The sequence below is a fragment of the Streptantibioticus cattleyicolor NRRL 8057 = DSM 46488 genome (assembly GCF_000240165.1).
In the GTDB taxonomy this organism is placed as follows: Bacteria; Actinomycetota; Actinomycetes; order Streptomycetales; family Streptomycetaceae; genus Streptantibioticus; species Streptantibioticus cattleyicolor.
In genome coordinates, this window is sequence record NC_017586.1 from 40,776 (window position 1) to 60,735 (window position 19,960).

Annotated in this window: 15 protein-coding genes and 1 pseudogene; 4 read left to right on the forward strand and 12 right to left on the reverse strand. The window is 75.7% G+C overall.

Annotated elements, in window-relative coordinates:
• Positions 1-28: 28 nt before the first annotated feature.
• The 3 genes and pseudogenes from SCATT_RS00205 to SCATT_RS40530 form a co-directional block, all read right to left on the reverse strand.
• Positions 29-1,117: a S1 family peptidase gene (locus tag SCATT_RS00205; protein ID WP_014140823.1), complete on the reverse strand. Its 1,089-nt coding sequence runs from the start codon at positions 1,115-1,117 to the stop codon at positions 29-31.
• Positions 1,118-1,448: 331 nt separating this feature from the next.
• On the reverse strand, positions 1,449-2,201 hold the full coding sequence (locus SCATT_RS00210) for a LysR substrate-binding domain-containing protein (protein WP_014140824.1): 753 nt from the start codon (positions 2,199-2,201) through the stop codon (positions 1,449-1,451).
• A gap of 155 nt (positions 2,202-2,356) precedes the next feature.
• A pseudogene (locus SCATT_RS40530) lies at positions 2,357-2,461 on the reverse strand (hypothetical protein); the annotation flags it as partial.
• A 97-nt stretch (positions 2,462-2,558) separates the two neighbouring features.
• On the opposite strand from SCATT_RS40530, the gene SCATT_RS00215 reads away from it, so the two are divergent.
• Positions 2,559-3,485, forward strand: a complete 927-nt coding sequence (locus SCATT_RS00215; RefSeq protein ID WP_014140826.1) for a zinc-binding dehydrogenase — start codon at positions 2,559-2,561, stop codon at positions 3,483-3,485.
• A gap of 44 nt (positions 3,486-3,529) precedes the next feature.
• Positions 3,530-3,949, forward strand: a complete 420-nt coding sequence (locus SCATT_RS00220) for a nuclear transport factor 2 family protein (RefSeq protein WP_014140827.1) — start codon at positions 3,530-3,532, stop codon at positions 3,947-3,949.
• Between the two features lie 26 nt (positions 3,950-3,975).
• Here SCATT_RS00220 and SCATT_RS00225 read toward each other — a convergent pair whose 3' ends face one another.
• The 4 genes from SCATT_RS00225 to SCATT_RS00240 all read right to left on the reverse strand — a co-directional run bounded on the left by SCATT_RS00225 (position 3,976) and on the right by SCATT_RS00240 (position 8,767).
• The gene (locus SCATT_RS00225) at positions 3,976-4,458 is read right to left on the reverse strand and encodes a hypothetical protein (RefSeq protein WP_014140828.1); all 483 of its coding nucleotides are present in this window, start codon (positions 4,456-4,458) and stop codon (positions 3,976-3,978) included.
• Positions 4,459-4,500: 42 nt separating this feature from the next.
• Positions 4,501-6,924, reverse strand: coding sequence for a glycoside hydrolase family 65 protein (locus tag SCATT_RS00230; RefSeq protein WP_014140829.1), 2,424 nt, complete (start codon positions 6,922-6,924; stop codon positions 4,501-4,503).
• 1 nt (position 6,925) lies between these two features.
• Entirely contained in the window at positions 6,926-7,714 is a 789-nt protein-coding gene (locus tag SCATT_RS00235) for an HAD family hydrolase (protein WP_014140830.1), read from the reverse strand.
• 360 nt (positions 7,715-8,074) lie between these two features.
• Positions 8,075-8,767 carry a GntR family transcriptional regulator gene (locus SCATT_RS00240; protein WP_014140831.1) on the reverse strand — a complete coding sequence of 231 codons (693 nt, stop codon included), beginning with the start codon at positions 8,765-8,767 and terminating at the stop codon, positions 8,075-8,077.
• Positions 8,768-8,865: 98 nt separating this feature from the next.
• Between SCATT_RS00240 and SCATT_RS00245 the strand changes: the two genes are divergently transcribed.
• Positions 8,866-9,399, forward strand: a complete 534-nt coding sequence (locus SCATT_RS00245; protein WP_014140832.1) for a YbhB/YbcL family Raf kinase inhibitor-like protein — start codon at positions 8,866-8,868, stop codon at positions 9,397-9,399.
• A gap of 33 nt (positions 9,400-9,432) precedes the next feature.
• Entirely contained in the window at positions 9,433-10,323 is an 891-nt protein-coding gene (locus tag SCATT_RS00250) for an SCO6745 family protein (protein ID WP_014140833.1), read from the forward strand.
• Between the two features lie 117 nt (positions 10,324-10,440).
• Here the strand turns inward: SCATT_RS00250 and SCATT_RS00255 are convergent, their stop codons facing one another.
• The 5 genes from SCATT_RS00255 to SCATT_RS00275 form a co-directional block, all read right to left on the reverse strand.
• On the reverse strand, positions 10,441-10,842 hold the full coding sequence (locus tag SCATT_RS00255) for a hypothetical protein (RefSeq protein WP_014140834.1): 402 nt from the start codon (positions 10,840-10,842) through the stop codon (positions 10,441-10,443).
• A 154-nt stretch (positions 10,843-10,996) separates the two neighbouring features.
• Entirely contained in the window at positions 10,997-11,998 is a 1,002-nt protein-coding gene (locus SCATT_RS00260; protein WP_014627209.1) for an alpha/beta hydrolase, read from the reverse strand.
• Positions 11,999-12,021: 23 nt separating this feature from the next.
• A complete protein-coding gene (locus SCATT_RS00265) occupies positions 12,022-16,287 on the reverse strand; it encodes a type I polyketide synthase (protein ID WP_014140836.1) in 4,266 nt (1,421 codons plus the stop codon).
• Positions 16,284-18,101 (reverse strand): fatty acyl-AMP ligase, encoded by a 1,818-nt coding sequence (locus tag SCATT_RS00270; RefSeq protein ID WP_014140837.1) that lies wholly within the window; start codon positions 18,099-18,101, stop codon positions 16,284-16,286. The genes SCATT_RS00265 and SCATT_RS00270 overlap by 4 nt, the downstream gene beginning before the upstream one ends.
• Positions 18,102-18,214: 113 nt before the next feature.
• On the reverse strand, positions 18,215-19,792 hold the full coding sequence (locus tag SCATT_RS00275; RefSeq protein WP_014140838.1) for an acyl-CoA carboxylase subunit beta: 1,578 nt from the start codon (positions 19,790-19,792) through the stop codon (positions 18,215-18,217).
• Positions 19,793-19,960 lie beyond the last annotated feature (168 nt).

Genomic DNA, 19,960 nt, shown 5'->3' on the forward strand with positions numbered 1-19,960 from the left:
GGCGGGGTATCCGGGGGTGCGGGGGCGGTTACGGGAGGGTGGCGCCTTCGGCGCTGAGCGCGGCGGTGACGGGCTGGAAGAACGTCTCGCCGCCGGAGGAGCAGTCGCCGCTGCCGCCGGAGGTCAGGCCGACGGCGGAGGCGCCGTCGAAGAGGGAGCCGCCGCTGTCGCCGGGTTCGGCGCACACGGTGGTGTCGATCAGGCCGGAGACCGAGCCCTCCTCGTAGTTGACGGTGGCGTCGAGGCCGGTGACCTGGCCGCCGTGGACGCCGGTGGTGCTGCCGCTGCGCTGGACCTGTTCACCGACGTAGGCGTCGGCGGCCTGGGAGATGCTCTGCGAGCCGCCGTCGTAGGTGTCGACCGCGCTGGGGTGGTCGCCGCCGTCGGTGTACTGGACGAGGGCGTAGTCGGTGCCGGGGAAGTGGGAGTCGACGGTCTGGCCGATCTCGCCGCCGCCCTGGCTGTCCGACCAGGAGGAGGCGGCGTTGCCGCAGTGTCCCGCGGTCAGGAAGTAGGGCGAGCCGTTGACGGTGACGTTGAAGCCGAGCGAACAGCGCACGTCGCTGCCCCAGATGGCGTCGCCGCCGGCGAGCAGCGGGCGCAGCCGGGAGGTGACGTGCCGCAGGGTCGCCTTGTCGCCGAGGCGGGCGAGGGCCGCGTCGAGCCGTGCGCGTTTGGCGCCGGTGACGCTGGGGTCGGCGGTGACGACGACCTTGTCCTGGCGGGGGTCGATCGACCAGGCGGTGCCGGGGATACGGGCCTGATGGGCCAACGTGGCGGTGGCGGAGTGCAGTTGGGCGGCGGAGTACTTCACGGTGCGCGGGATCGCGCCGATGGAGCGGACGCTGCCGGCCGCCGATGGGTCGGTGATGGTGACGACGAGTCTGCCGGCCGCGTTGTCGTAGTAGGTGCCGGCCGCCCGGTCGCCGAGCCGGGAGACCAGGGCGGTGGCCCGGGCGGCGTTGGCCGACAGTTGCGCGTGGGACGTCGCCGAGGTGTGCGCGGAGGCGGCGGTGGCCGCTCCCGCGCCGGGCAGCAGGACGGCGGTGGCGGCGAGTGCCGCCGCGCCCGCGCCCGCGAGGGCGATACGTGGGGTGTGGATACGCCGGTGCCTCACTCGGTACCTCCAGTGGGGGATGGCCCGCCGTCGGTGCGGCGGAGCCGGAGGGGGACATGAACCAGCCTTGAGGCGTGTTCATGCCAATGAGCGTGCCGCCGAGTATTCCGACGCGACGAGCCCATCGGCAAGACGGTGTTTCCGGCCTGGCCCACCCGGACCCGGCGAGGGTGTCGCGCACGCCTCCCCAGGTCTCCCGCCACCCGCCGGAGGCCACGGTTCCGCCAGCACCGTCCGTTCCGGCGGACCCCGCGCACCCGGTCCGGAACGGGGCGCGTACGGGGACGAACCACGCCGCGCGCGGCTGTCCGGATGCCGACGGTGGCGTCCGCTATGCGGATCCGTCCCGGGTGGCCCCGGCGTCCGTCCCCGCCGGGTCGGTGGCCTCCGGCAGCCAGTCGCGTTCCGGCCGGTACTCCAGCCACCGGTTGCGCCGGCCCGCCTCGGCGAACCCCCGCAGCAGCGCGGCGAGTCCGGGGCCGCCGTGCTCCCGGGACCACACCAGCGACCAGGCGTACAGCGGCGTGGGGTCGGTCAGCGGCACCACGCGCAGCCCCTCGGCGGCGCCGGACGGCAGCGGGGCGTCGGCCGGGAAGAGCGAGAAGCCGTCCGGGGTGTTCCGCAGCCGGTCCAGGAAGTGCTCGACGCCCAGGTTGGCCGCGGCGGCCTCGTCCTCGATACCGAACCGCGCGGCGAACCGGCGCAGGAAGTCCAGGCGTTCGGGCGCCGCCGGGTACAGCAGCCGGCTGCCGCGCAGGTCGGCCGGGCGCAACGAGTCCGCGCCGGCGAGCGGATGGCCGGCGCCCAGCACCGCGTCCACCGGTTCCAGTCGCACCAGCCGGTGGGCCAGCGCCGCGTCGCGTCCGTCGCCGAGCGGATGGTGGCGGCCGAACCCGGCGTCGATCTCGCCGCGCAGCAACGCCGCCGCCGCGGCCGGCAGATCGCGTCCCCGGCCCACCTCCACCCCGGCCCCGCCGACCATCGCGTCCACCGCCCGGCGCACCGTGCGCAGCGGCGCGAACAGATGGCCCCAGACGTCCAGCCGCACCGGCCGGGCCTCCTGCCGTACCGCGGCCACCGCCACCGCGCCCGCCGCCAGCAGCGCCCGGGCCGGCTCCAGGAAGCGCGAACCGGCCTCGGTGAGCGTGACGTTGCGCCCGCCGCGCTCGAACAGCCGGGCCCGAGCGCCTCCTCCAGCCGTGCCATCCGCTTGGAGAGGGCCTGCTGGGTGAGGAACAACTCCTCGGCGGCGCGCCGGAATCCGCGGTGTTCGGCCACCGCGACGAACGCCCTCACCTGGGCCAGATCGAGATCCACCGCACCGTCCTCGCCACCGACAACCATCGGTTGTCAAGGTACCCGACCGGTTGTTGGACCACCCCTGCCCCCTGGCGGTTGCTGAAGACATCGCGAGGGACGCGAGTGAGGAAGGGGAACCGGGATGAAGGCGTTCGTACCAGGACCGGACGGCGGGGTCGTCCTGGCGGAGGTGGCGGAGCCGGTGCAGCGGCCCGGTGAGGCGCTGGTGAAGGTGGCGGCGTACTCGGTCAACCGGGGCGAGCACCTTCAGCTGGCCGGCCGGCTCGGCCGCCCCGGCGGTGACTGGCGGCCGGGCAAGGACGTGGCCGGGCTGGTGGTGCAGGCGGCGCCGGACGGTTCCGGCCCGCCCATCGGCCGCCGCGTGGTGGGCCATCCGCCGGCGGGCGGCTGGGCCGAGTACGTCACCGTACCCACCGACGCGCTGGCCGAGTTGCCGGAGGAGGTGGGGTGGGCGCAGGCCGCGGCGCTGCCGCTGGCCGGGCTGACCGCGTTGCGGCTGCTGCGGACGGTGGGCCACCCGGCCGGGCTGCGGCTGCTGCTCACCGGCGCCTCCGGCGGGGTGGGCCACTACCTGACCGAACTGGCCGCAGCCGCGGGCGCGTCGGTGACGGCGGTCACCCGCACCGAGGAGCGCGGGGCGGAACTGGTCGCCGCGGGCGCCGCGGCGGTGGTGCGCGACGTGGCGGACGCCGAGGGGCCGTTCGACGTGGTGCTGGAGTCCACCGGTGGCCGGGCGCTGCCCGCCGCGCTGGCCAGGCTGGCGCCGCACGGCCGGCTGATCTGGTTCGGCCAGGCGAGCGGGGAGCCGGTGACCCTGGACTTCTTCGACTTCTTCGCGGGCCCGGTCGGCGCCTCCGTCAGCCACTTCAGCTACGCCGCGGACGACCGGCCGTACGGCCCCGACCTGCGGACCCTGGCGCGGCTGACCGCCGAGGGCCGGCTGCGTCCGCGGATCGGCCGGCTCGCCGACTGGCACGACACCGCGACCGTCCTGACCGACCTCGGCGCCCGGCGGATCCGCGGCAAGGCCGTCCTGACCGTCGGCTGACCCCGCCCCCCGTAACACACCAACGAGACAGAGGGAAAGACACCATGACCCAGCTCGACCCGCGTACCGTCGTCGTCCGTTACGTCAACGCCGTGGCCGAGGGCGACCTCGCCACCATCCGGGACAGCTTCGCCGCCGACGCCACCTGGACCTACCCCGGGGACCTGCCGCTGAGCCGGGTGTGGACCGGCCGTGACACCATCGTCGACGAGTTCCTGGGCGGCGCCGGCGCCCTGTTCGCGCCCGGCGGCGCACCGCGGATCACCCTGACCAACGTGGTCGCCGACGGCGAACAGGTGGTCGCCGAATGGACCTCGCGCGGTGTCGCCGCCGGTGGCCGCGCCTACGACAACGCCTGCCTCGGTGTCTTCACCGTGCGGGACGGGCGGATCACCTCGGTGCGCGAGTACACCGACACCCAGCACGCCGAACGCACCCTCTTCCCGGCCCCGCCCACCCGGTGAACCGGCCGTCCGCACCGGCGGCGCCGTCAGCCCAGCGCGACGGCGCGCCGGCGGACCACCAGGTACTGCGTGCCCAGCGTCACCGCCAGGTAGAGGTAGATGGTGGCGGGGCCGAGGAGGCCGGTGCCGGTGGTGTGGTCGATCCAGGCGTCCAGGCCGATGTGGGCGCCGATGGACAGCAGCCACAGCACGGCGGTGGCTGCGGTGCCCTGGCGCAGCACCGTGCCGTCACCGTCCCGCCACACCCGGGTGGTTGCCCCACGGGCCGCGCCGAACCCGGCCGCCATCACCTGCCCCGCCACCAGCAGCGCGATGGTGAGCGCGGCCGGCGGACGCGCCTTGGTCACCGACAGCACCCCGAAGACCAGGGCCACCACGCCCAGCGCGGCGAGCACACACAACATCGGCACCGCTCCGCCCCCGAGCGCCGGACGCTGCCGGAACTGCCGTACCACCAGCAGCGCGAGGACCACCAGGCCGACCGCGGTCGCCCCACCCGGACCGTGCACGTCCCACTCCCCCGTAAGTTCCCCGGATCACCGGTGCGGCGGTCAGGTTACCGGCAGTGGCACCAGTCGTTCGTCACCGGGCGGGACGATCAACTCCCGGTCGGGTAGGACCACATGGACCGGTGCCTCGTCCGAGGCGGGGACGCTGATGAGCATCTGGCCCGGCTTCATGCGCACCGTGATCCCCCAGTGGCCCCGGTAGCGCAGCGAGAAGCCGTACTCGGACAACTCCGGCAGCGGCGCCGGGTCGAGCCACAGGGCCTCGCCGCGGGTCTCCAGTCCGGTCAGGCCGCGCTGGACGAGGTCGAGGGTGCCGGCCATGGCGCCGAGGTGGATGCCCTCGGCGGTGGTGCCGCCCTGCACGTCGGCCACGTCGCCGGTGAGCGCCTCGTGGCAGTAGGCCCACGCCTCGGCGCGCCGGGCGCGGGCCAGCACCCAGCCGTGGACCAGCCCGCTGAGGGTGGAGCCGTGGCTGGTGCGCCGCAGGTAGTAGTCGACGGTGGCCCGCCAGGTGTCGTCGTCGAGCCGGTGGCCGAGTCGGTGGAGGAGCCCGGAGAGTTCGGCGGGCGAGAAGAGGTATCCCAGCATCAGCACGTCGGCCTGCTTGGACGCCTGGTAGCGGTTGACGGTGTCGCCCTCGGCCTCCAGGATGCGGTCCAGGCGGCGGATGTCGCCGTAGGTCGCGCGGTAGCGTTCCCAGTCGAGTTCGGCCAGGTCGCCGTAGCCGTCGAACTGGCTGACCACGCCCCGGTGGAACGGCACCCGCATGCGACGTGAGACGTCCTGCCAGCGGTCGGTCTCCTCCTCGCCCAGGCCGAGGCGTTCCCGCAGTTCGGCGTGGCGCGGGGCGGGCAGCGCGGCGATCAGGTCGAGGGCGCGGGCCAGCACCCAGGCGGCGGTGACGTTGGTGTAGGCGTTGTCGTCCAGCCCCGGTGCCGGGGCGCCGGGGTAGGCGTCGTGGTATTCGTCGGGGCCGACCACACCGCGGATCCGGTAGCGCTCCAGCACCGGGTCGTACTCGGCCCGGTGCGACCAGAAGCGGGCGATCTGCGCCATCGTCTCGACGCCCTTGGTGTGCATGAACTCGCTGTCGCCGGTGGCCTGTCCGTACTGCCAGATGTTGTAGGCGACGGCCGAGCCGACGTGGCTCTGCAACCGGGAGTGGTCGGCGAGCCAGCGGCCCGAGCGCGGGTTGAGGTGCAGGGTCTGGGTCTCCTCGCGGCCGTCGGAGCCGCTCTGCCACGGATACATCGCGCCGGCGTACCCGGCGGCGCGGGCGGCCCGGCACGCCTGCGGCAGCCTGCGGTGGCGGTAGGTGAGCAGGGCCCGGGAGACCTCGGGGAAGTGCAGGTTGAGGTAGGGCAGCACGAACAGCTCGTCCCAGAAGACGTGGCCGCGGTACGCCTCGCCGTGCAGGCCGCGGGCGGGGACGCCGACATCGAGTTCGGCGGTGTGCGGGGAGAGGGTCTGCAGGACGTGGAACAGGTGCAGGCGCAGGATGCGTCCGGGCTCGCCGGGGACGTCGAGGTCGGCCCGGCGCCACAACTGCCGCCAGGCGGAGTGGTGGGCGGCGAGGAGGGCGGGGAAGCCGGGGGCCTGGGCCACCGCCTCCACCGCGGCGCCCTGCGGGTCGTTGATCGCCGGGTCGCGTGAGGTGTGCAGGGCGACGACCTTGTCGACGGTGACCGGTGCCCCCGGCGCGACGGGCACCGTCAGCCGGTGCGCCGCGGTGCGCTCCCCCAGCCGGGCCCGCATCGGCACCGGCGCGGTCCCTTCGGCGGCGTGGGCCTGGGTGCGGGCGGCGAGCGCGATCCGGATGCCGGAGGTGACGGTGGCGCAGCGCAGCCGCAGGATGTCGGGGGCCTCGGTGCCGACACGTACCTGGCCGAGGTGGTGGCCGGCGAGTTCGCGGTAGCGGGCCACGCCGGAGTTGTCGACCCGGCCGTCGAGCCCGGACTCCACCTCCAGGGTGCCGGAGAAGTCCTCGGCGGTGAACGTGGTGCGTACCGCGGCGAGATGGGGGTCGCCCATGTGCACCAGCCGGGTCTGCTCGACGCCGAGGTGGCGTCCGGCGCGGTCGGTGAAGCGCAGCCAGCGGGTGAGGGTGCCGCCGCGCAGGTCGAGCGTCTGGCGGTAGGCGACCAGCCCCGGGTCCTCGGGGGTGAGCCAGCGGGTGCCGGGGCGGCCCCCGGGTTCGACGGCGATCCGGTAGCGCAGTGGGAGCCAGTTGGGGAGGTTGACCAGGTCCTCGTTCTCCACCCGGTGGCCGTCGACGACGGAGACCAGCCGGTTGTAGCAGCCGGCCGCGTAGGTGCCCGGGTAGTGGGCGGCGCCGCCGGTGACCTCGGTGGCGGCGCCCCGGGTGGCGAAGTAGCCGTTGCCCAGGGTGCACAGCGATTCGCGCAGCCGTTCCTCGGCCGGGTCCCAGCCGATGTAGCTGAAGGAGAAGCCCTCCGGGTCGGCCATGTCAGCCTCCCGCCGGGCGGAGCAGTCGCGTCAGGTCGGTGACGATCAGGTCGGCGCCGTGCGCGGTCAGCTCGGCGGTGGCCCGGCCGCCGGTGCGGTCGACCCCGATCACCGGGTGGAAGCCGCCGCGGCGGGCGGCCTCGGTCCCGGCCGGGGCGTCCTCGGCGACCGCGGTGCGGTCCGGGCGGTGGCCCAGACGGCGGGCGGCGTGCCGGAAGAGCGCCGGGTCGGGCTTGCCGGGCAGCCCCAGCCGGGCCGCCTCCCGGCCGTCCACCACGAGGTCGAGGAGGGCGTCCACCCCGGCCGCGCGCAGCGCCTGCGAGGCGTGCCGGGAGGCGGAGACGGCGGCGCGCGCCACCCCGGCGCGGCGCAGCGCGCGCAGCAGCCGTACGGCGTCCGGCCACGCGGTGACCGGACCCGCGGTCAGCGCGACGGTGAGCAGGCGGTCCTTGGCGGCGGCGACGGCGTGCACGGTGCCGGTGCCGGGCGGGTCGCCGGGGTGGCCGGCGGGCAGGCGCAGGGCGCGCGAGGCGAGGAAGGCGGCGGCGCCGTCGAGGCGGGAGGCGCCGTCGACGTGGGCGCGGTACTCGGCGTCCGGGTCGAAGGGGCGGTCGTCGCCGTGGGCCCGCAGGCAGGCGTCGAACGCCTCCTTCCAAGCGGCGGCGTGCAGCCGCGCGGTGTCGGTGATCACCCCGTCGGTGTCGAGGAGCACCGCCCGCACCCCGTCCAGGGCCGGCCCGGGCACCTCGGTCGCCCATGGTCCGCCGGGGGCGTCACCGCCGTACCCCATGGCCGCCTCGCCTCCTCACCGTGCCGTGCCCCACCCCCAGGTTCCCCGCCCCCCGCCGCCCCGGCATCCGCAGACGGCGGACACGGGGTACCCGGCCCGCGCGAAGACCGCCCGGCGACCGCCGTCCGGGTGAGCCGAGCGGATCGCGGCGGCGCGCGCCGGGGCCGGGCGGGGTGAGGCCGCGCGGACGGGGCGGGGGCGCGGCCGGTAGGGCCGTCCGGGCGGCCATCCGTCTGCCGACGGCTCCGGCGGGGTGAGGGCGGGCTCGGTCCCCCGTTGTTCTGGACCCACCTGAACCCCTACGGCCGGTTCGAGCTGGACAATGAGTTTCCACCTCGGCCTCGCTGTTGTGGCGTAAGCCTAGGTGGCCTGGCCTGAATCGTCGGTCAGAGCAGCCGCGGTCAAGGTGAGGTGCTGGACCAGGACCGCGGCTGCGGTGTCGGCGTCACGGGCCAGCACCGCCTCCTCCAGCATGCGGTGTTCCTTGGTGCCGTCCCGGTCGGGGTTGCGGTGCGCCGACCAACGGCGGGCCAGCTCACTCGCGGTCCACAACCGGTCGAAGGTCTCCAGCAGCGCGCGGTTGCCACACCCCTCCAGCAACGTGCGGTGGAAGGCCCGGTGAGCCTCGGCCCAGGCGCCGGTGTAGTACTCGCCCTCCTCCGGCACGTACGCCGGAGTACGCACCAGACGATGGTGGGCGGCCCGCACGCGGGCCTCCCACTCGACGTCGCCGCGCTCGATGGACATGCGCAGGACGACCGGTTCGACGGTCCGACGGGCTTCCGCGATCTCCTGCCAGCGGCGGTCGGAGAAGGACGGGACCGCGAAACCGCGGTTGGGCAGCCGGTCGGCGAGCCCCTCGCCGACCACCCGGACGAGCGCCTCGCGCACCACGGCCAGGCTCACGCCCTGCTCCTTGGCGAGCTCCTGCGGTTTGAGGGGCGCGCCGGGGGGATGGTCCCCGCGCATGATCGCGTCCCGCAGGTGTGCGTAGACCTGCTCGGAAAGCATCTGCTTCCCCGGCGGGCTCGAGGAGTGCGCCGTCTGAGTCATGAGCTCATCCTAGACGATCCATTGGATAATCGATTATCAGTGTTGCTGTCGATTCAGCAGCCCATGAGGGCGCCCTCGTCCGGAAAGGAACGACCGCTGTGCCTGTCGACGGCCCCTTCGCCCGCCTCCCCCAGGCGGCCTCGTTCACCGTCACCAGCACCACCGTCTCCGACGGCGCCGCGTGGCCGCCCGAGCAGCACTCCTCCGGCCTGCCCGGCGGGAAGGACATATCCCCGCAGCTGTCCTGGAGCGGCGCCCCGGACGGCACCAAGAGCTATGCCGTCACCGTCTACGACCCCGACGCCCCCACCGGGTCCGGGTTCTGGCACTGGGCGGTCGCCGACATCCCCGCCACGGTCACCGAGCTGCCCGAGGGCGCCGGCGACGACACCGGCTCACATCTGCCCGAGGGCGCCTATCAGTTGCCCAACGACGCCCGCGTGGCCCGCTACATCGGCGCCGCCCCGCCGGCCGGACACGGCCCGCACCGTTACTTCGTCGTGGTGCACGCCCTCGACATCCCCTCGACAGGCGTCCCGGCCGACGCCACACCGGCCGTCCTCGGCTTCACCATGGCCGGTCACACCCTCGGACGCGCGGTGTTGACCGCCACTGCCGAAACGCCCGCCTGACAGCGCCGCCCGACTCCCGGAGACACCACCGCCATGCACCTCGACACTCTTCCCGGCGGCGCCGGCGACGGCCCGATGGACCTCAATGCCGTCCGTGACGTCAGCCACGCCGTCAGCGACGCCCACCTGTTCATCTACCTCGTCCCCGAGACCGCCGAGGAGGCGGCCGGGCTCGGCGTGACCGACCGCGGGCCGGCGTATCTGGCCTTCCGGTCGGCCGCGATGGGCGCGGTTCCGTGGCAGGTCACGCTCGCGGCCTTCTACAACTTCAGTCCGCGGGCAGTGCGGGCCATGGCGGGCGTGTGGGACGCCGCGCCGCCGGAGCGGTGGCAGGCCGCCCGCTTCCGGGCCGCCGGCCGTGCGATGCGGCGCGTCGACGTCCATCCCACGGATGACCACCTTGCCGAGGCGCGCTCGCTGATCGACCCGGTCGTCGCCGGTGCCGACTACGCCGGCAAGGTGCTGGCCGCCGCGAACGCCTCGGTCGCGCTTCCCCCCGATCCCCTCGTCGCGCTCTGGCAGCAGATCACGGTGGCGCGCGAGTGGCGCGGCGACGCCCATCTCGTCGTACTCGCCGACAACGGCCTCGGGCCCTGCGACTGCCTCGTTCTGCACACCGCGACCGGCCGCCTCCCCACAGCTCTCGCGCGAGCGACCCGCCAGTGGGACGACGAGGAGTGGAGCGCGGCGACGGCACGCCTCGTCGCGCGCGGCTGGCTCGACTCCGACGCCATGGTCACCGACGCCGGCAGTGCGGCACGCGAGCGCATCGAAGTGGAGACGGACGAGCACTGCGCCGCGCTGTGGGCACCGATCGGCGACGCAGGCGCCCGCCGCTTCGCCTCGCTCATCGCGCCGATCACCAACGCGTTCACCGCAGCAGGGACGTTCCAGGGCGTTCACGGACAGTCTGATCCCGCATGAACGGTCCTGTGCCGGAGCAAGATCAATCGCACCCGGCCGGGCACAGCGGCGTACCTGACCGCGGTGGCGGTGGGCACCGGGGGTGTGGGGCGCCCGGTGCCCACCTGTCGGGGGCGGTCAGCCGTCGTAGACGCCCCAGTTGGTTTCGACGCCGTGGCCGGAGCAGTCGCCGCCGAAGATCCAGTAGCCGGGGCCGACGAGGGGGCCGTAGATGTCGGTGCCGTCCGAGCAGTGCGTCCAGGAGCCGGAACGGCCGCTGTCGACACGGCAGTTGGCGGTCCAGCGGACGCCGTCGCCGCTGCGGCGGAAGCTGTCGCAGCCGGAGACGTGCAGTGGGTGGAGCAGCCGGCCGCCGTGGACGGCGGTGACCGGGCCTTTGGGGGCGGGCTTGGGGTGGTGGTCGGCGGCCGAGGCCGGGGCGGCTGCCACGGTCGGTCCGCCGAGCGCCACGACCCCGGCGGCCACCATCGAGGCGGCGGCCTTGCGGATCCGCGCGCGGGACGTGTTGTGTCCGGACATCTCTCCTCCTTCACCGGGCCGGTCCGCTGCGCTCCGAGGGCAACGGCCGTGGGAAGAAGGGTGGTCGGCCCGGTGTCCCGGGCGCACGGGACGACCGCCCTGTTTGTCCGGGGCATGCCGACCGGTGGCGGCCCGGGACGCGGGTGCGCCGCCGTCAGGACGGCAGTCCCAGCCCGGCCGCGAGCACCGGCCAGGAGGCGAGGAACTCCCGTTGCCAGTACGTCCAGTTGTGCGCGCCGCCCGGGTACAGGTGGGTCCGGGCGGGGATGCCGAGGTCCGTGAGGCGCTGGGTGAACGCCAGCGCGGTGGGCCACAGGGCGCTCTCCATGGCCTGCCCCGACGGGTCGAACAGTCCGCCGCCGACCAGCCCGGCGCCGCAGGAGACGTAGAGCGCGGTGCCGCGCAGCGCGGGCGCCCGCACGTACGGGTCGTGCTCCTGCCACAGCGACCGCAGCAGCACCGGGTCGCCCCACAGCGACAGCGGGTCGAGCAGTTCGCGGGTGACGATGGCGCCGACCACCTCGGGGACGCCGACCAGGGTGGTGTACGTGATGCCGCTGTAGGAGGCGGCGGCGGCGAAGGCGCCGGGGTGGCGGGCGGCGAGAGCGAGCGCGCCGTAGCCGCCGGTGGAGACGCCGGCCACGACGCGTACCCCGTTGGCCCGGTAGCCGCGGCGCAGCAGTTGCATCACCTCGTCGACGGCGAACGCCTCGTAGTCGGGCGGGTCGGCGCTGCCCCAGTCCCACCAGCGGGAGGGGATGCCGGTGGGCCCGGCCGACGGCATCACGGTGATGACGTCCTTGTCGGCGGTGAAGCCGGCGATGCCGGTCTCCCGGGTCCAGGAGGTGTAGTCGTCGTGGGCGCCGTGCAGCAGATGGAGCACCGGCCAGGTGCGTTCGGGCCGCCCCGCCCAGCCGGCCGGGAGCAGCAGGCGCAGCGGTACCCGGGCGCCGACCGCGGGTGAGTCGACCACCAGGTCGGCGGTGCGGGCGTCCAGCCAGGTGGTGGCGACCACGCGGGCGCCGTCGTCGGCGGTGGCGTCGGCCGGGGTGGCCGCGGCGGCGGACGGGGGGCGGGCCACGGCGGCACCGGCCGCCACGGCGAGCAGCCGGGCCAGGGCGGCGCGGCGGGACGGGTGTGCTCGGTGGCTGGGCATGACGGGCCTTTCCCGGGTGCGGGTCATGACGGGTCGTGGGCGGCGAGGTCCCGGCGCAGCGCCTGAGCGAGGGCGTCGACGGCCGGCGGGTCGAGGAGCGACAGGTGGTGCCCGCGGATGTGACGTACCGTCAGTTCCGGGCAGTGGGCGGGCCAGCCGAGGCCGGGGTCGTCGCGTTCGTAGCGGGCGTCGCGCACGGTGTGCGGCGCGGGGTCGGTGGCCTGGTAGAGGAGGGTGGGGCCGGGGTGGCGGCCGGGGGTGTGGCGTTCGCCGCTGCGCAGGTCGAGGTAGGAGGCGCGCTGGTGGCGCAGTACGGCCGCGGGCAGGTCGACGGCTTGCTCCAGCGCCTTGACGACCAGGTCGATCTGGGCGGCGTCGTCGAGTTCGGCCAGTTCCTCGTAGGGCAGCGGCAGCGGGCTGCCGTAGGTGTGCTCGACGTGGGCGGCGAAGCCGGCGAAGCGGCGGCGGGCCTCGGCGCGGGCGGTGAGCGCGGGGGCGGGCAGCGGCAGGACGCTGTCGATCAGCACCAGCGCGGTCACCGTGCCGTGCGGGGCGAGCAGCCGGGCGAGGTGCTGGGCCACCACGCCGCCGTAGGACCAGCCGCCCACCGCCCAGGGGCCGTTCGGGTGGCGGCGGCGCACCAACTGCGCGTACTCGGCGGCCCGTTCGGGGACGTCGGCGAGGTGGTCGAGGCGGTCGAGCCCGTGCACCGGCCGGTCGCCGCCGAGGCGGGTGGCGAGCGCCCGGTAGACCGCCGAGGAGCCGCCCGCCGGGTGCACCAGGAACAGCGGGGCGCCCGCTCCGCCGTCGTGGAAGGTCCGCAGCGCGCCGTCGACCGGGGGTTCGAGGTAGGGGCGCAGCCGGTCGGCGACGGCGGCGACGGTGGCCAGGGCGCGGGTGAGTTCGGCGGGTGGCAGCGGACGGGCGGCGCGTTCGGCGAGGGCGGCGTGGAAGCGGTCGAGGACGGCCGGACCGGGCGCCGGGTCGAGCAGGTCGTCGTCGGCGCCGGGCAGGGCGCCGCCGGCCGCCTGCTGCCAGGCGTGGGCGACGAGCCGTTCGGCCGCGTCCCGTGGGGCGATCCGGCCGGTGGCCGTGGACGCGGCCGGGGCGAGCAGCGCGGCGACGTCCGCGAGGGTGCCGCCGGCCAGCAGGGTACGCGGGGGGACGTCGACGCCGAACTCGGCGGCCACCGCGGCACGCAGCCGGGCCGCCATCAGCGAGTCGACCCCGAGGTCGGTCAACGCCCGCCCGGCGTCGAGCTGTTCGGGACGGTAGCCCAGGACGTCGGCCACGGTGTGCCGTACCCGGTCGAGCAGCGGGTCCGTGCTCTCCCCGCCGGGCGCGGTGGTCCGCGGCGCCGCCTGCGGAGCGGCGCCCACCCAGTGGTGGCGGTGGCGCCAGCGCGGCGAGGGCACGTCGGTGACGCGTGCGCCGGGGTGCAGCAGGCGCGGTGGCCCGGCCGGTACCCCGTGCACCAGCAGGGCGGCCAGCGAGGTGCGGAAGACCGCGGTCTCGTCGGCGCCGCGGCGCAGCGTCGGCAGGATCACCGGGTCGTGGACGCCGGCCGCGCGCAGGGTGGCGGCGAGCGGATGGTGCTGGGTGGGGTGGGGGGAGACCTCCACGAAGACGCGGTGGCCGTCCTCGGCGGCGGCGGTGACGGCCTGGCTGAAGCGGACCGGGCGGCGCAGGTTGGCCGCCCAGTAGCCGGCGTCGAAGGCGGGCAGGGCGCGCGGGTCGTCGAGCACGGTGGTGTAGAAGCGGTGGTCCGGCCCGGTCGCCGGCACCTCGCCGAGCGCCCGTACCAGCGGGGCGAGCAACGGGTCGACCTGCGGGGAGTGTCCGGCGGCGGCCACCTTCAGGGAGCGGGCGAGTCCGCCGTCGGCGGTCACCTCGGCGATCAGGTGGTCGATGTCGGCGGTGGAGCCGGTGACCACGCACTGGCCGGGTGAGGCGTGCACGGCCACCCGCAGCGTGGGCAGCCGGCCGGCCAGGCGCGCGAGACCGGCGGCGTCGCGGTCGACCACGGCCATGGCGCCGCCGCTGAGCCCGGCGAGGAGCCGGGAGCGGTGGACGGCGACCCGCACCCCGGTCTCGGCGTCCAGCGCCCCGGCGGCGACCGCGGCGGCGATCTCGCCCATCGAGTGGCCGATCACGGCGGCCGGCCGCACCCCGTAGGAGCGCCACAGTCCGGCCAGCGCCACCTGGAGGGCGAAGAGCGCCGGTTGCACCACGGCCGGCGAGGACAGGTCGGCGCCGGGGTCGGTCACCTCGCGCAGCGTGAACCCGGCGTGCCGGCGCAGCAGCGGGTCGAGGCGGTCCACGGCGGCGGCGAACTCCGGTTCCTGGTCGAGCAGTTGGCGGCCCATGCCCGGCCATTGGGAGCCGTAGCCGGAGAAGACCCACACCACGCCGGGGTGGCCGGCGGTGCCGGGCGCGGCGGTGACCACGTGCGGGTGCGGGTGGCCGGCGGCGAGCGCGGTGAGGGCCGCCACCGTGTCGTCCCGGTCGCGGGCGACCACGGCGGCGCGGTGCCCGCCGCGTCCGGTGCGGCCGGCCAGGGTGTGGGCGACGTCGGCGGGGTCGGCGCGGTGGACGGGGGCGGTGCGCAGCCAGTCGGCGAGTTCGGCGGCGGCGTCCCGGACCCGGTCGGCGGCGGGGGCGTCCAGCAGCGTGATGGCGGGCGGCCGGGGGCCGTGAGAGCGGGGCGGCGCGGGTGGTTCCTCCAGCACCACGTGGGCGTTGGTGCCGCCGAAGCCGAAGGCGGAGACGCCGGCGGTGGCGGTGCCGTGGTAGCGCGGCCAGGGTTCGCAGCCGGTGACCACGCGCAGCCGCAGGGCGTCGAAGTCGATGTGCGGGCTGGGCGTGGTGAAGTGCGGGTGCGGCGGGATCTCGTCGTGCCACAGCGCCAGTGCGGTCCTGGCCAGCCCGGTGATGCCGGCCGCCGCCTCCAGGTGGCCGAGGTTGGCCTTGGCCGAGCCGATCAGCAGCGGGTGCCGCGGATCGCGCCCGGCGCCCAGGACGGCGCCGAGCGCGGCGGCCTCGATGGGGTCGCCCAGCGCGGTGCCGGTGCCGTGGGCCTCGACGTAGTCCACCCGGGCCGCGTCGACCGGTCCGTGGTGCGGGTAGCAGCGGCGCAACAGGGCTTGCTGGGCCTGTCCGTTGGGGGCGAGCAGCCCGTTGGAGCGGCCGTCGCTGCCGACCGCGGTGGCGCGGATCACGGCGAGTATCCGGTCGCCGTCGCGCTGGGCGTCGGTGAGGCGTTTGAGTACGGTGACCACGCAGCCCTCGCCGCGCACGATGCCGTCGGCGCGGGCGTCGAAGGCCTTGCAGCGGCCGTCCGGGGCGAGGGCTCCGGCGCGTTGGAAGGCGAGGGTGACGGCGGGTGACAGCAGCAGGTTGACACCGCAGGCCAGCGCCAGGTCGCTCTCGCCGTCGGTGAGGCTGCGCACCGCGTGGTGGACGGCGACGAGCGAGGAGGAGCAGGCGGTGTCCACGGCCATGCTGGGGCCGCGCAGGTCGAGGAGGTAGGACAGGCGTCCGGCGGCGACCGACAGGGCGGAGCCGGGCGGTGTCCAGGCGTCCACCGCGCCGAGGTCGGCGGTGGTCAGCCGGGCGTACTCGTTGCCGCTGATGCCGACGAAGACCCCGGTGTCCGAGCCGGCCAGCGAGCCGGCGGGCACCGACGCGTGGTCCAGCGCCTCGCGGGCCACCTCCAGCAGCAGCCGCTGCTGCGGGTCCATGGCGGCGGCCTCCTGCGGGGCGATGCCGAAGAAGTCGGCGTCGAAGCCGGCCACGTCGGCGAGGAAGGCGCCGTGCCGGCTCACCGCGGCGAGCGCCGGGTCGTCCGGGGGCGCGAACCCCGCCCAGCGGTCCTCGGGGACGGTGCCGACGGCGTCGCCGCCGCGGGTGAGGAACTCCCAGAAGGCGCCGGGGCCTTCGATGCCGCCGGGCAGCCGGCAGCCGATGCCGATCACCGCGATCCGGGTGTCGCCGCGGGGGCCGGGCGCGGCCGGTTCGCGGTCCGTACCCGTGGCGGGGGCGCCGGAGCACACCAGGTCGAGCAGGCGCCGCAGGGTGGGGGCGTCCCACAGCGCGGTGCCGGGCAGGGCGACCCCGGTGGCCTCGGTGATCTCCCCGGCGAGCGCGACGGCGTCCCGGGAGGTGACCCCGAGTTCGGCGAACGGCCGGTCGTCGGTGACCTCGGCGGGGTCGGTCCCGTACCGTTCCCGCAGCCGGGCGAGGACGGTGCGGCGGACGACGGCGGCGGTCTCGTCGCGGCCGGCGCTCACCGCCGGGCCTCCGCCGGGTCCGGGGTGTAGCCGGGGGCGCCGTCGGCGTCCGACCGGTAGCAGCCGGCCAGGTAGCGGGTGCGGCAGGCGGTGCGGGAGACCTTGCCGCTGGAGGTGCGCGGTACGGTGCCCGGGGGCACGGCCACCAGCCGGTGCAGGCGGATCCCGTGCCGGGCGGCGACCTCGGTGCGGGCGAGGCGTTCCGCGGCGGCCCACTCGTCCTGACGTACCGTCAGATTCTGTCGGTGTTCCGCGACGACCACCAGGAGTTCACCGTCGTCGTCGCCGTTCCCGTCGGGGACGGTGAAGGCGGCCGCCCGGTCGGTGCGTACCGAGGTGACGGTGTTCTGCACCGTTTCCTCGATGTCCTGCGGGTAGTGGTTGCGGCCGTCCACGATGATCAGGTCCTTGGCGCGGCCGGTGACCAGCAGCCGTCCCTCGTGCAGGGCGCCGAGGTCTCCGGTGCGCAGCCACTCCCCCGCCTCGCCGGGCAGCGGTGCGGCGAAGGTGCCGGCGGTGCGCCCGGCGTGCTTCCAGTAGCCCAGGCCGATGTTGGGGCCGCGCAGCCGGATCTCGCCGACGTGGCCGTCGGGCAGCGGCACGCCGGTGTCCGGGTCGGTGACGCGGATGCGCTGCCCGGCCGGTGCCCCGCAGTCCACCAGCAGCGCCGGGTCGTCCCCGGCCGGGCCCGCCGGGACGACCCGGCCCCGGGCGAGCGCGGCGCGGTCGCAGGCCACCTGCCGGGGCACCGAGTCCGGCCGGTCGGCGCAGGCCAGCACGGTGGCCTCGGCGAGCCCGTACGCCGGGCACTGGGCCTGCGGGCGCAGCCCCGCCGGGCCGAACGCCCGCTGGAAGCGCTCCAGGGTGGCCCCGCGCACCGGTTCGCTGCCGTTGATCAGCACCGCCACCCGGTCCAGCCGCAGCCGGGCGGCCTCCGGTGCCGGGACGCGCCGCGCGCAGTAGTCGTAGGCGAAGTTGGGGGCGGCGCTGAGGGTGCCGGGGTAGCCGCCGAGCAGCCGCAGCCAGCGCACCGGGTGCTGGAGGAAGGCCACCGGGTCCATCAGCACCGACGGCCAGCCGCCGGTCACCGGCGCCGCGACGCTGAGCACCAGCCCCATGTCGTGGAAGAGCGGCAGCCAGCCGACGCTGGTGGTGGTGTCGGCGGCGAGCCCGAAGGCGCCGGCGGCCTGCCGGGCGTTGGCGACCACGTTGCGATGGGTGATCATCACGCCGGCCGGGGTGCGGGTGGAGCCGGAGGTGTACTGGAGGTAGGCGATGTCGTCCGGGTCGGGCGGCGGCAGGGTGCGTCCGTCCTCGTCGTCGGGGATCCGGTCGGTCTCGATCACCGGGGCGCCGGGCACCGCGTGCCGGGCGGTGAAGTCGCGTACCGCGCCGGCGGTCGCGGAGTCGGTGAGCAGGCAGGCCGGCTCGCAGTCGTGCAGCACTGCCGCCAACCGCCCGGAGTGGCCGGGCAGTTGAGGGCCGAACAGCGGCACGGCGATGACCCTGGCGTACAGGCAGCCGAGGAAGGCGGCCACGTAGTCGAGCCCCTGCGGCAGCAGCAGGGCGACCCGTTCGCCGGGGCCGGTCCGCCGGGTCAGCTCGGCGGCCACGGCGGTCGCCCGCCGGTGCAGTCCCCGCCAGGTCAGCGAGTCGTGCACCCCGGTGGCGGCCGGCGCGCCGCCCGGGCCGGGGTCGGGGAAGCGCACGAAGGTGAAGGCCCGGTGGGCCGGGCGGACGGTGGCCCAGTGCCGCAGGTGTTCGGTGAGCGGGCGGTCGTCCGGCGCTGGCCGTGCTTCGCGGACGGCGGACATGGCGGCTCCAGGTTCTCGGGGGGGGGACGGGGAACTCGGGGCGGGGCACGCGCGTCCCGGCGGCGTGCCGGGCCGGTGCGCACGGCGGACGCGGCGGGGCGCGCCCACGGTGGTCACAGCGGGATGTTGCCGTGCCGCCGCTCCGGGGCCGGCCGGCTCTTCTCCCGCAGCGCCCGCAGCGCCCGCAGGACGTACCGGCGGGTCTCGCGGGGCGCGATGACGGCGTCGAGGTAGCCGCGTTCGGCGGCGGTGTAGGGGGTGGCGACCTCGCGTTCGTAGGCGTCGGCGAGTTCGCGGCGCAGCGCGTCGGGGTCGGCGGCCTCACGCAGGGCGCGCCGGTGCAGGATCTCCACCGCGCCGCGCGCCCCCATGACGGCGATCCGGGCGGTGGGCCAGGCCAGGTTGACGTCGGCGCCCAGGTGCTTGGAGCCCATCACCGCGTATCCGCCGCCGTAGGCCTTGCCGGTGACCACGGTGACCTGGGGGACGGTGGCCTCGGAGTACGCGTACAGCAGTTTGGCGCCGCGGCGCACGATGCCGTCGCGTTCCTGCTCGGCGCCGGACAGGTAGCCGGGGACGTCGACGAAGGTGAGCAGCGGGATGCCGAACGCGTCGCAGAAGCGCACGAAGCGGGCCGCCTTCTCGGAGGCGTCGATGTCCAGGGCGCCGGCGGCGTGGGCCGGCTGGTTGGCCACCACGCCCACGGTGGCGCCGGCCGCGCGGGCGAAGGCGCACACCACGTTGGGCGCGAACCGCTCGTGGATCTCCAGGAGTTCGCCGTCGTCGACCACGCGGCGCACGATGTGCCGCATGTCGTAGGCGGCGCGCGGGGAGGCCGGGGCGAGGGTGTCGAGCACCGGGTCGTCGGCGGCGTCGTCCGCGCCGGGGCCGGCGTAGACCGGCGGCGGCTCGCAGTTGTTGGCGGGCAGGTAGGACAGGAGCACCCGGGTGAAGTCGAAGGCGTCGGCCTCGTCGGCGGCCAGGTAGTGGGCGTTGCCGTTGACGGTGGCGTTGGCGCGGGCGCCGCCGAGGGCTTCGGCGGTGGTGTCCTCGCCGGTGACCGAGCGGATGACGTCGGGTCCGGTGACGAACATCCGGGAGGTGCCCTCGGTCATCACGGTGAAGTCGGTGAGCGCCGGTGAGTAGGCGGCGCCGCCCGCGCAGGACCCGAGCAGCAGGGAGATCTGCGGGATGACCCCGGAGGCGCGGACGTTGCGGTGGGCGAGTTCGGCGTAGTGGGCGAGGGAGACCACGGCTTCCTGGATGCGGGCGCCGCCGGAGTCGTTGAGGCCGACGACCGGGCAGCCGGTCCTCAGGGCGTGGTCCATCACCTTGAGCACCTTGCGGCCGAACGCCTCGCCCATGCTCCCGCCGAAGACGGTGGCGTCGTGCGCGAAGAGCGCCACCGGCCGCCCGTCGACCGTGCCGTGCCCGGTGACCACGCCGTCGCCGTACGGGCGGGACGCGCCCAGGGCCGGGCAGTCGTGGCGCACCAGGGCGTCGGTCTCGGCGAACGAGCCGGGATCCAGCAGCAGTTCGACGCGTTCCCGGGCGGTGAGCCGGCCTCGGGCGTGCTGCCGGGCGGCGGCCTGTGGTCCGCCGCCGAGCAGGGCGCGGGCGCGGCGTTCGGCGAGCGCCGTCAGGGCCGCCGCCGTCCGCGGGGGTGTCGTCGTCGCGTCGGCCACCGTCATGCACGTCCCTCCTCACCCGGCCGGGTACCGGCCGTGCCGGTCGGAGGAAAAGACTCCTGGGCGGCGCTACCGGTGGGTAAGTGCGTGTGGTGACAGTTCCGGCACGGTCCGCTGTCAGCGCGGTGACAACACGCCCGCGGGGCGGGCGTCCGGCGGGCCGGTGGCGCC

What these genes read in the sequence shown, in the direction of transcription:
- SCATT_RS00215 (WP_014140826.1), top strand. Translation starts at nt 2,559, where the DNA reads ATGAAGGCGTTCGTACCAGGACCGGACGGCGGGGTCGTCCTGGCGGAG.
- SCATT_RS00220 (WP_014140827.1), top strand. Translation starts at nt 3,530, where the DNA reads ATGACCCAGCTCGACCCGCGTACCGTCGTCGTCCGTTACGTCAACGCC.
- SCATT_RS00230 (WP_014140829.1), bottom strand. Translation starts at nt 6,924, where the DNA reads ATGGCCGACCCGGAGGGCTTCTCCTTCAGCTACATCGGCTGGGACCCG.
- SCATT_RS00235 (WP_014140830.1), bottom strand. Translation starts at nt 7,714, where the DNA reads ATGGGGTACGGCGGTGACGCCCCCGGCGGACCATGGGCGACCGAGGTG.
- SCATT_RS00240 (WP_014140831.1), bottom strand. Translation starts at nt 8,767, where the DNA reads ATGACTCAGACGGCGCACTCCTCGAGCCCGCCGGGGAAGCAGATGCTT.
- SCATT_RS00250 (WP_014140833.1), top strand. Translation starts at nt 9,433, where the DNA reads ATGCACCTCGACACTCTTCCCGGCGGCGCCGGCGACGGCCCGATGGAC.
- SCATT_RS00255 (WP_014140834.1), bottom strand. Translation starts at nt 10,842, where the DNA reads ATGTCCGGACACAACACGTCCCGCGCGCGGATCCGCAAGGCCGCCGCC.
- SCATT_RS00260 (WP_014627209.1), bottom strand. Translation starts at nt 11,998, where the DNA reads ATGCCCAGCCACCGAGCACACCCGTCCCGCCGCGCCGCCCTGGCCCGG.
- SCATT_RS00270 (WP_014140837.1), bottom strand. Translation starts at nt 18,101, where the DNA reads ATGTCCGCCGTCCGCGAAGCACGGCCAGCGCCGGACGACCGCCCGCTC.
- SCATT_RS00275 (WP_014140838.1), bottom strand. Translation starts at nt 19,792, where the DNA reads ATGACGGTGGCCGACGCGACGACGACACCCCCGCGGACGGCGGCGGCC.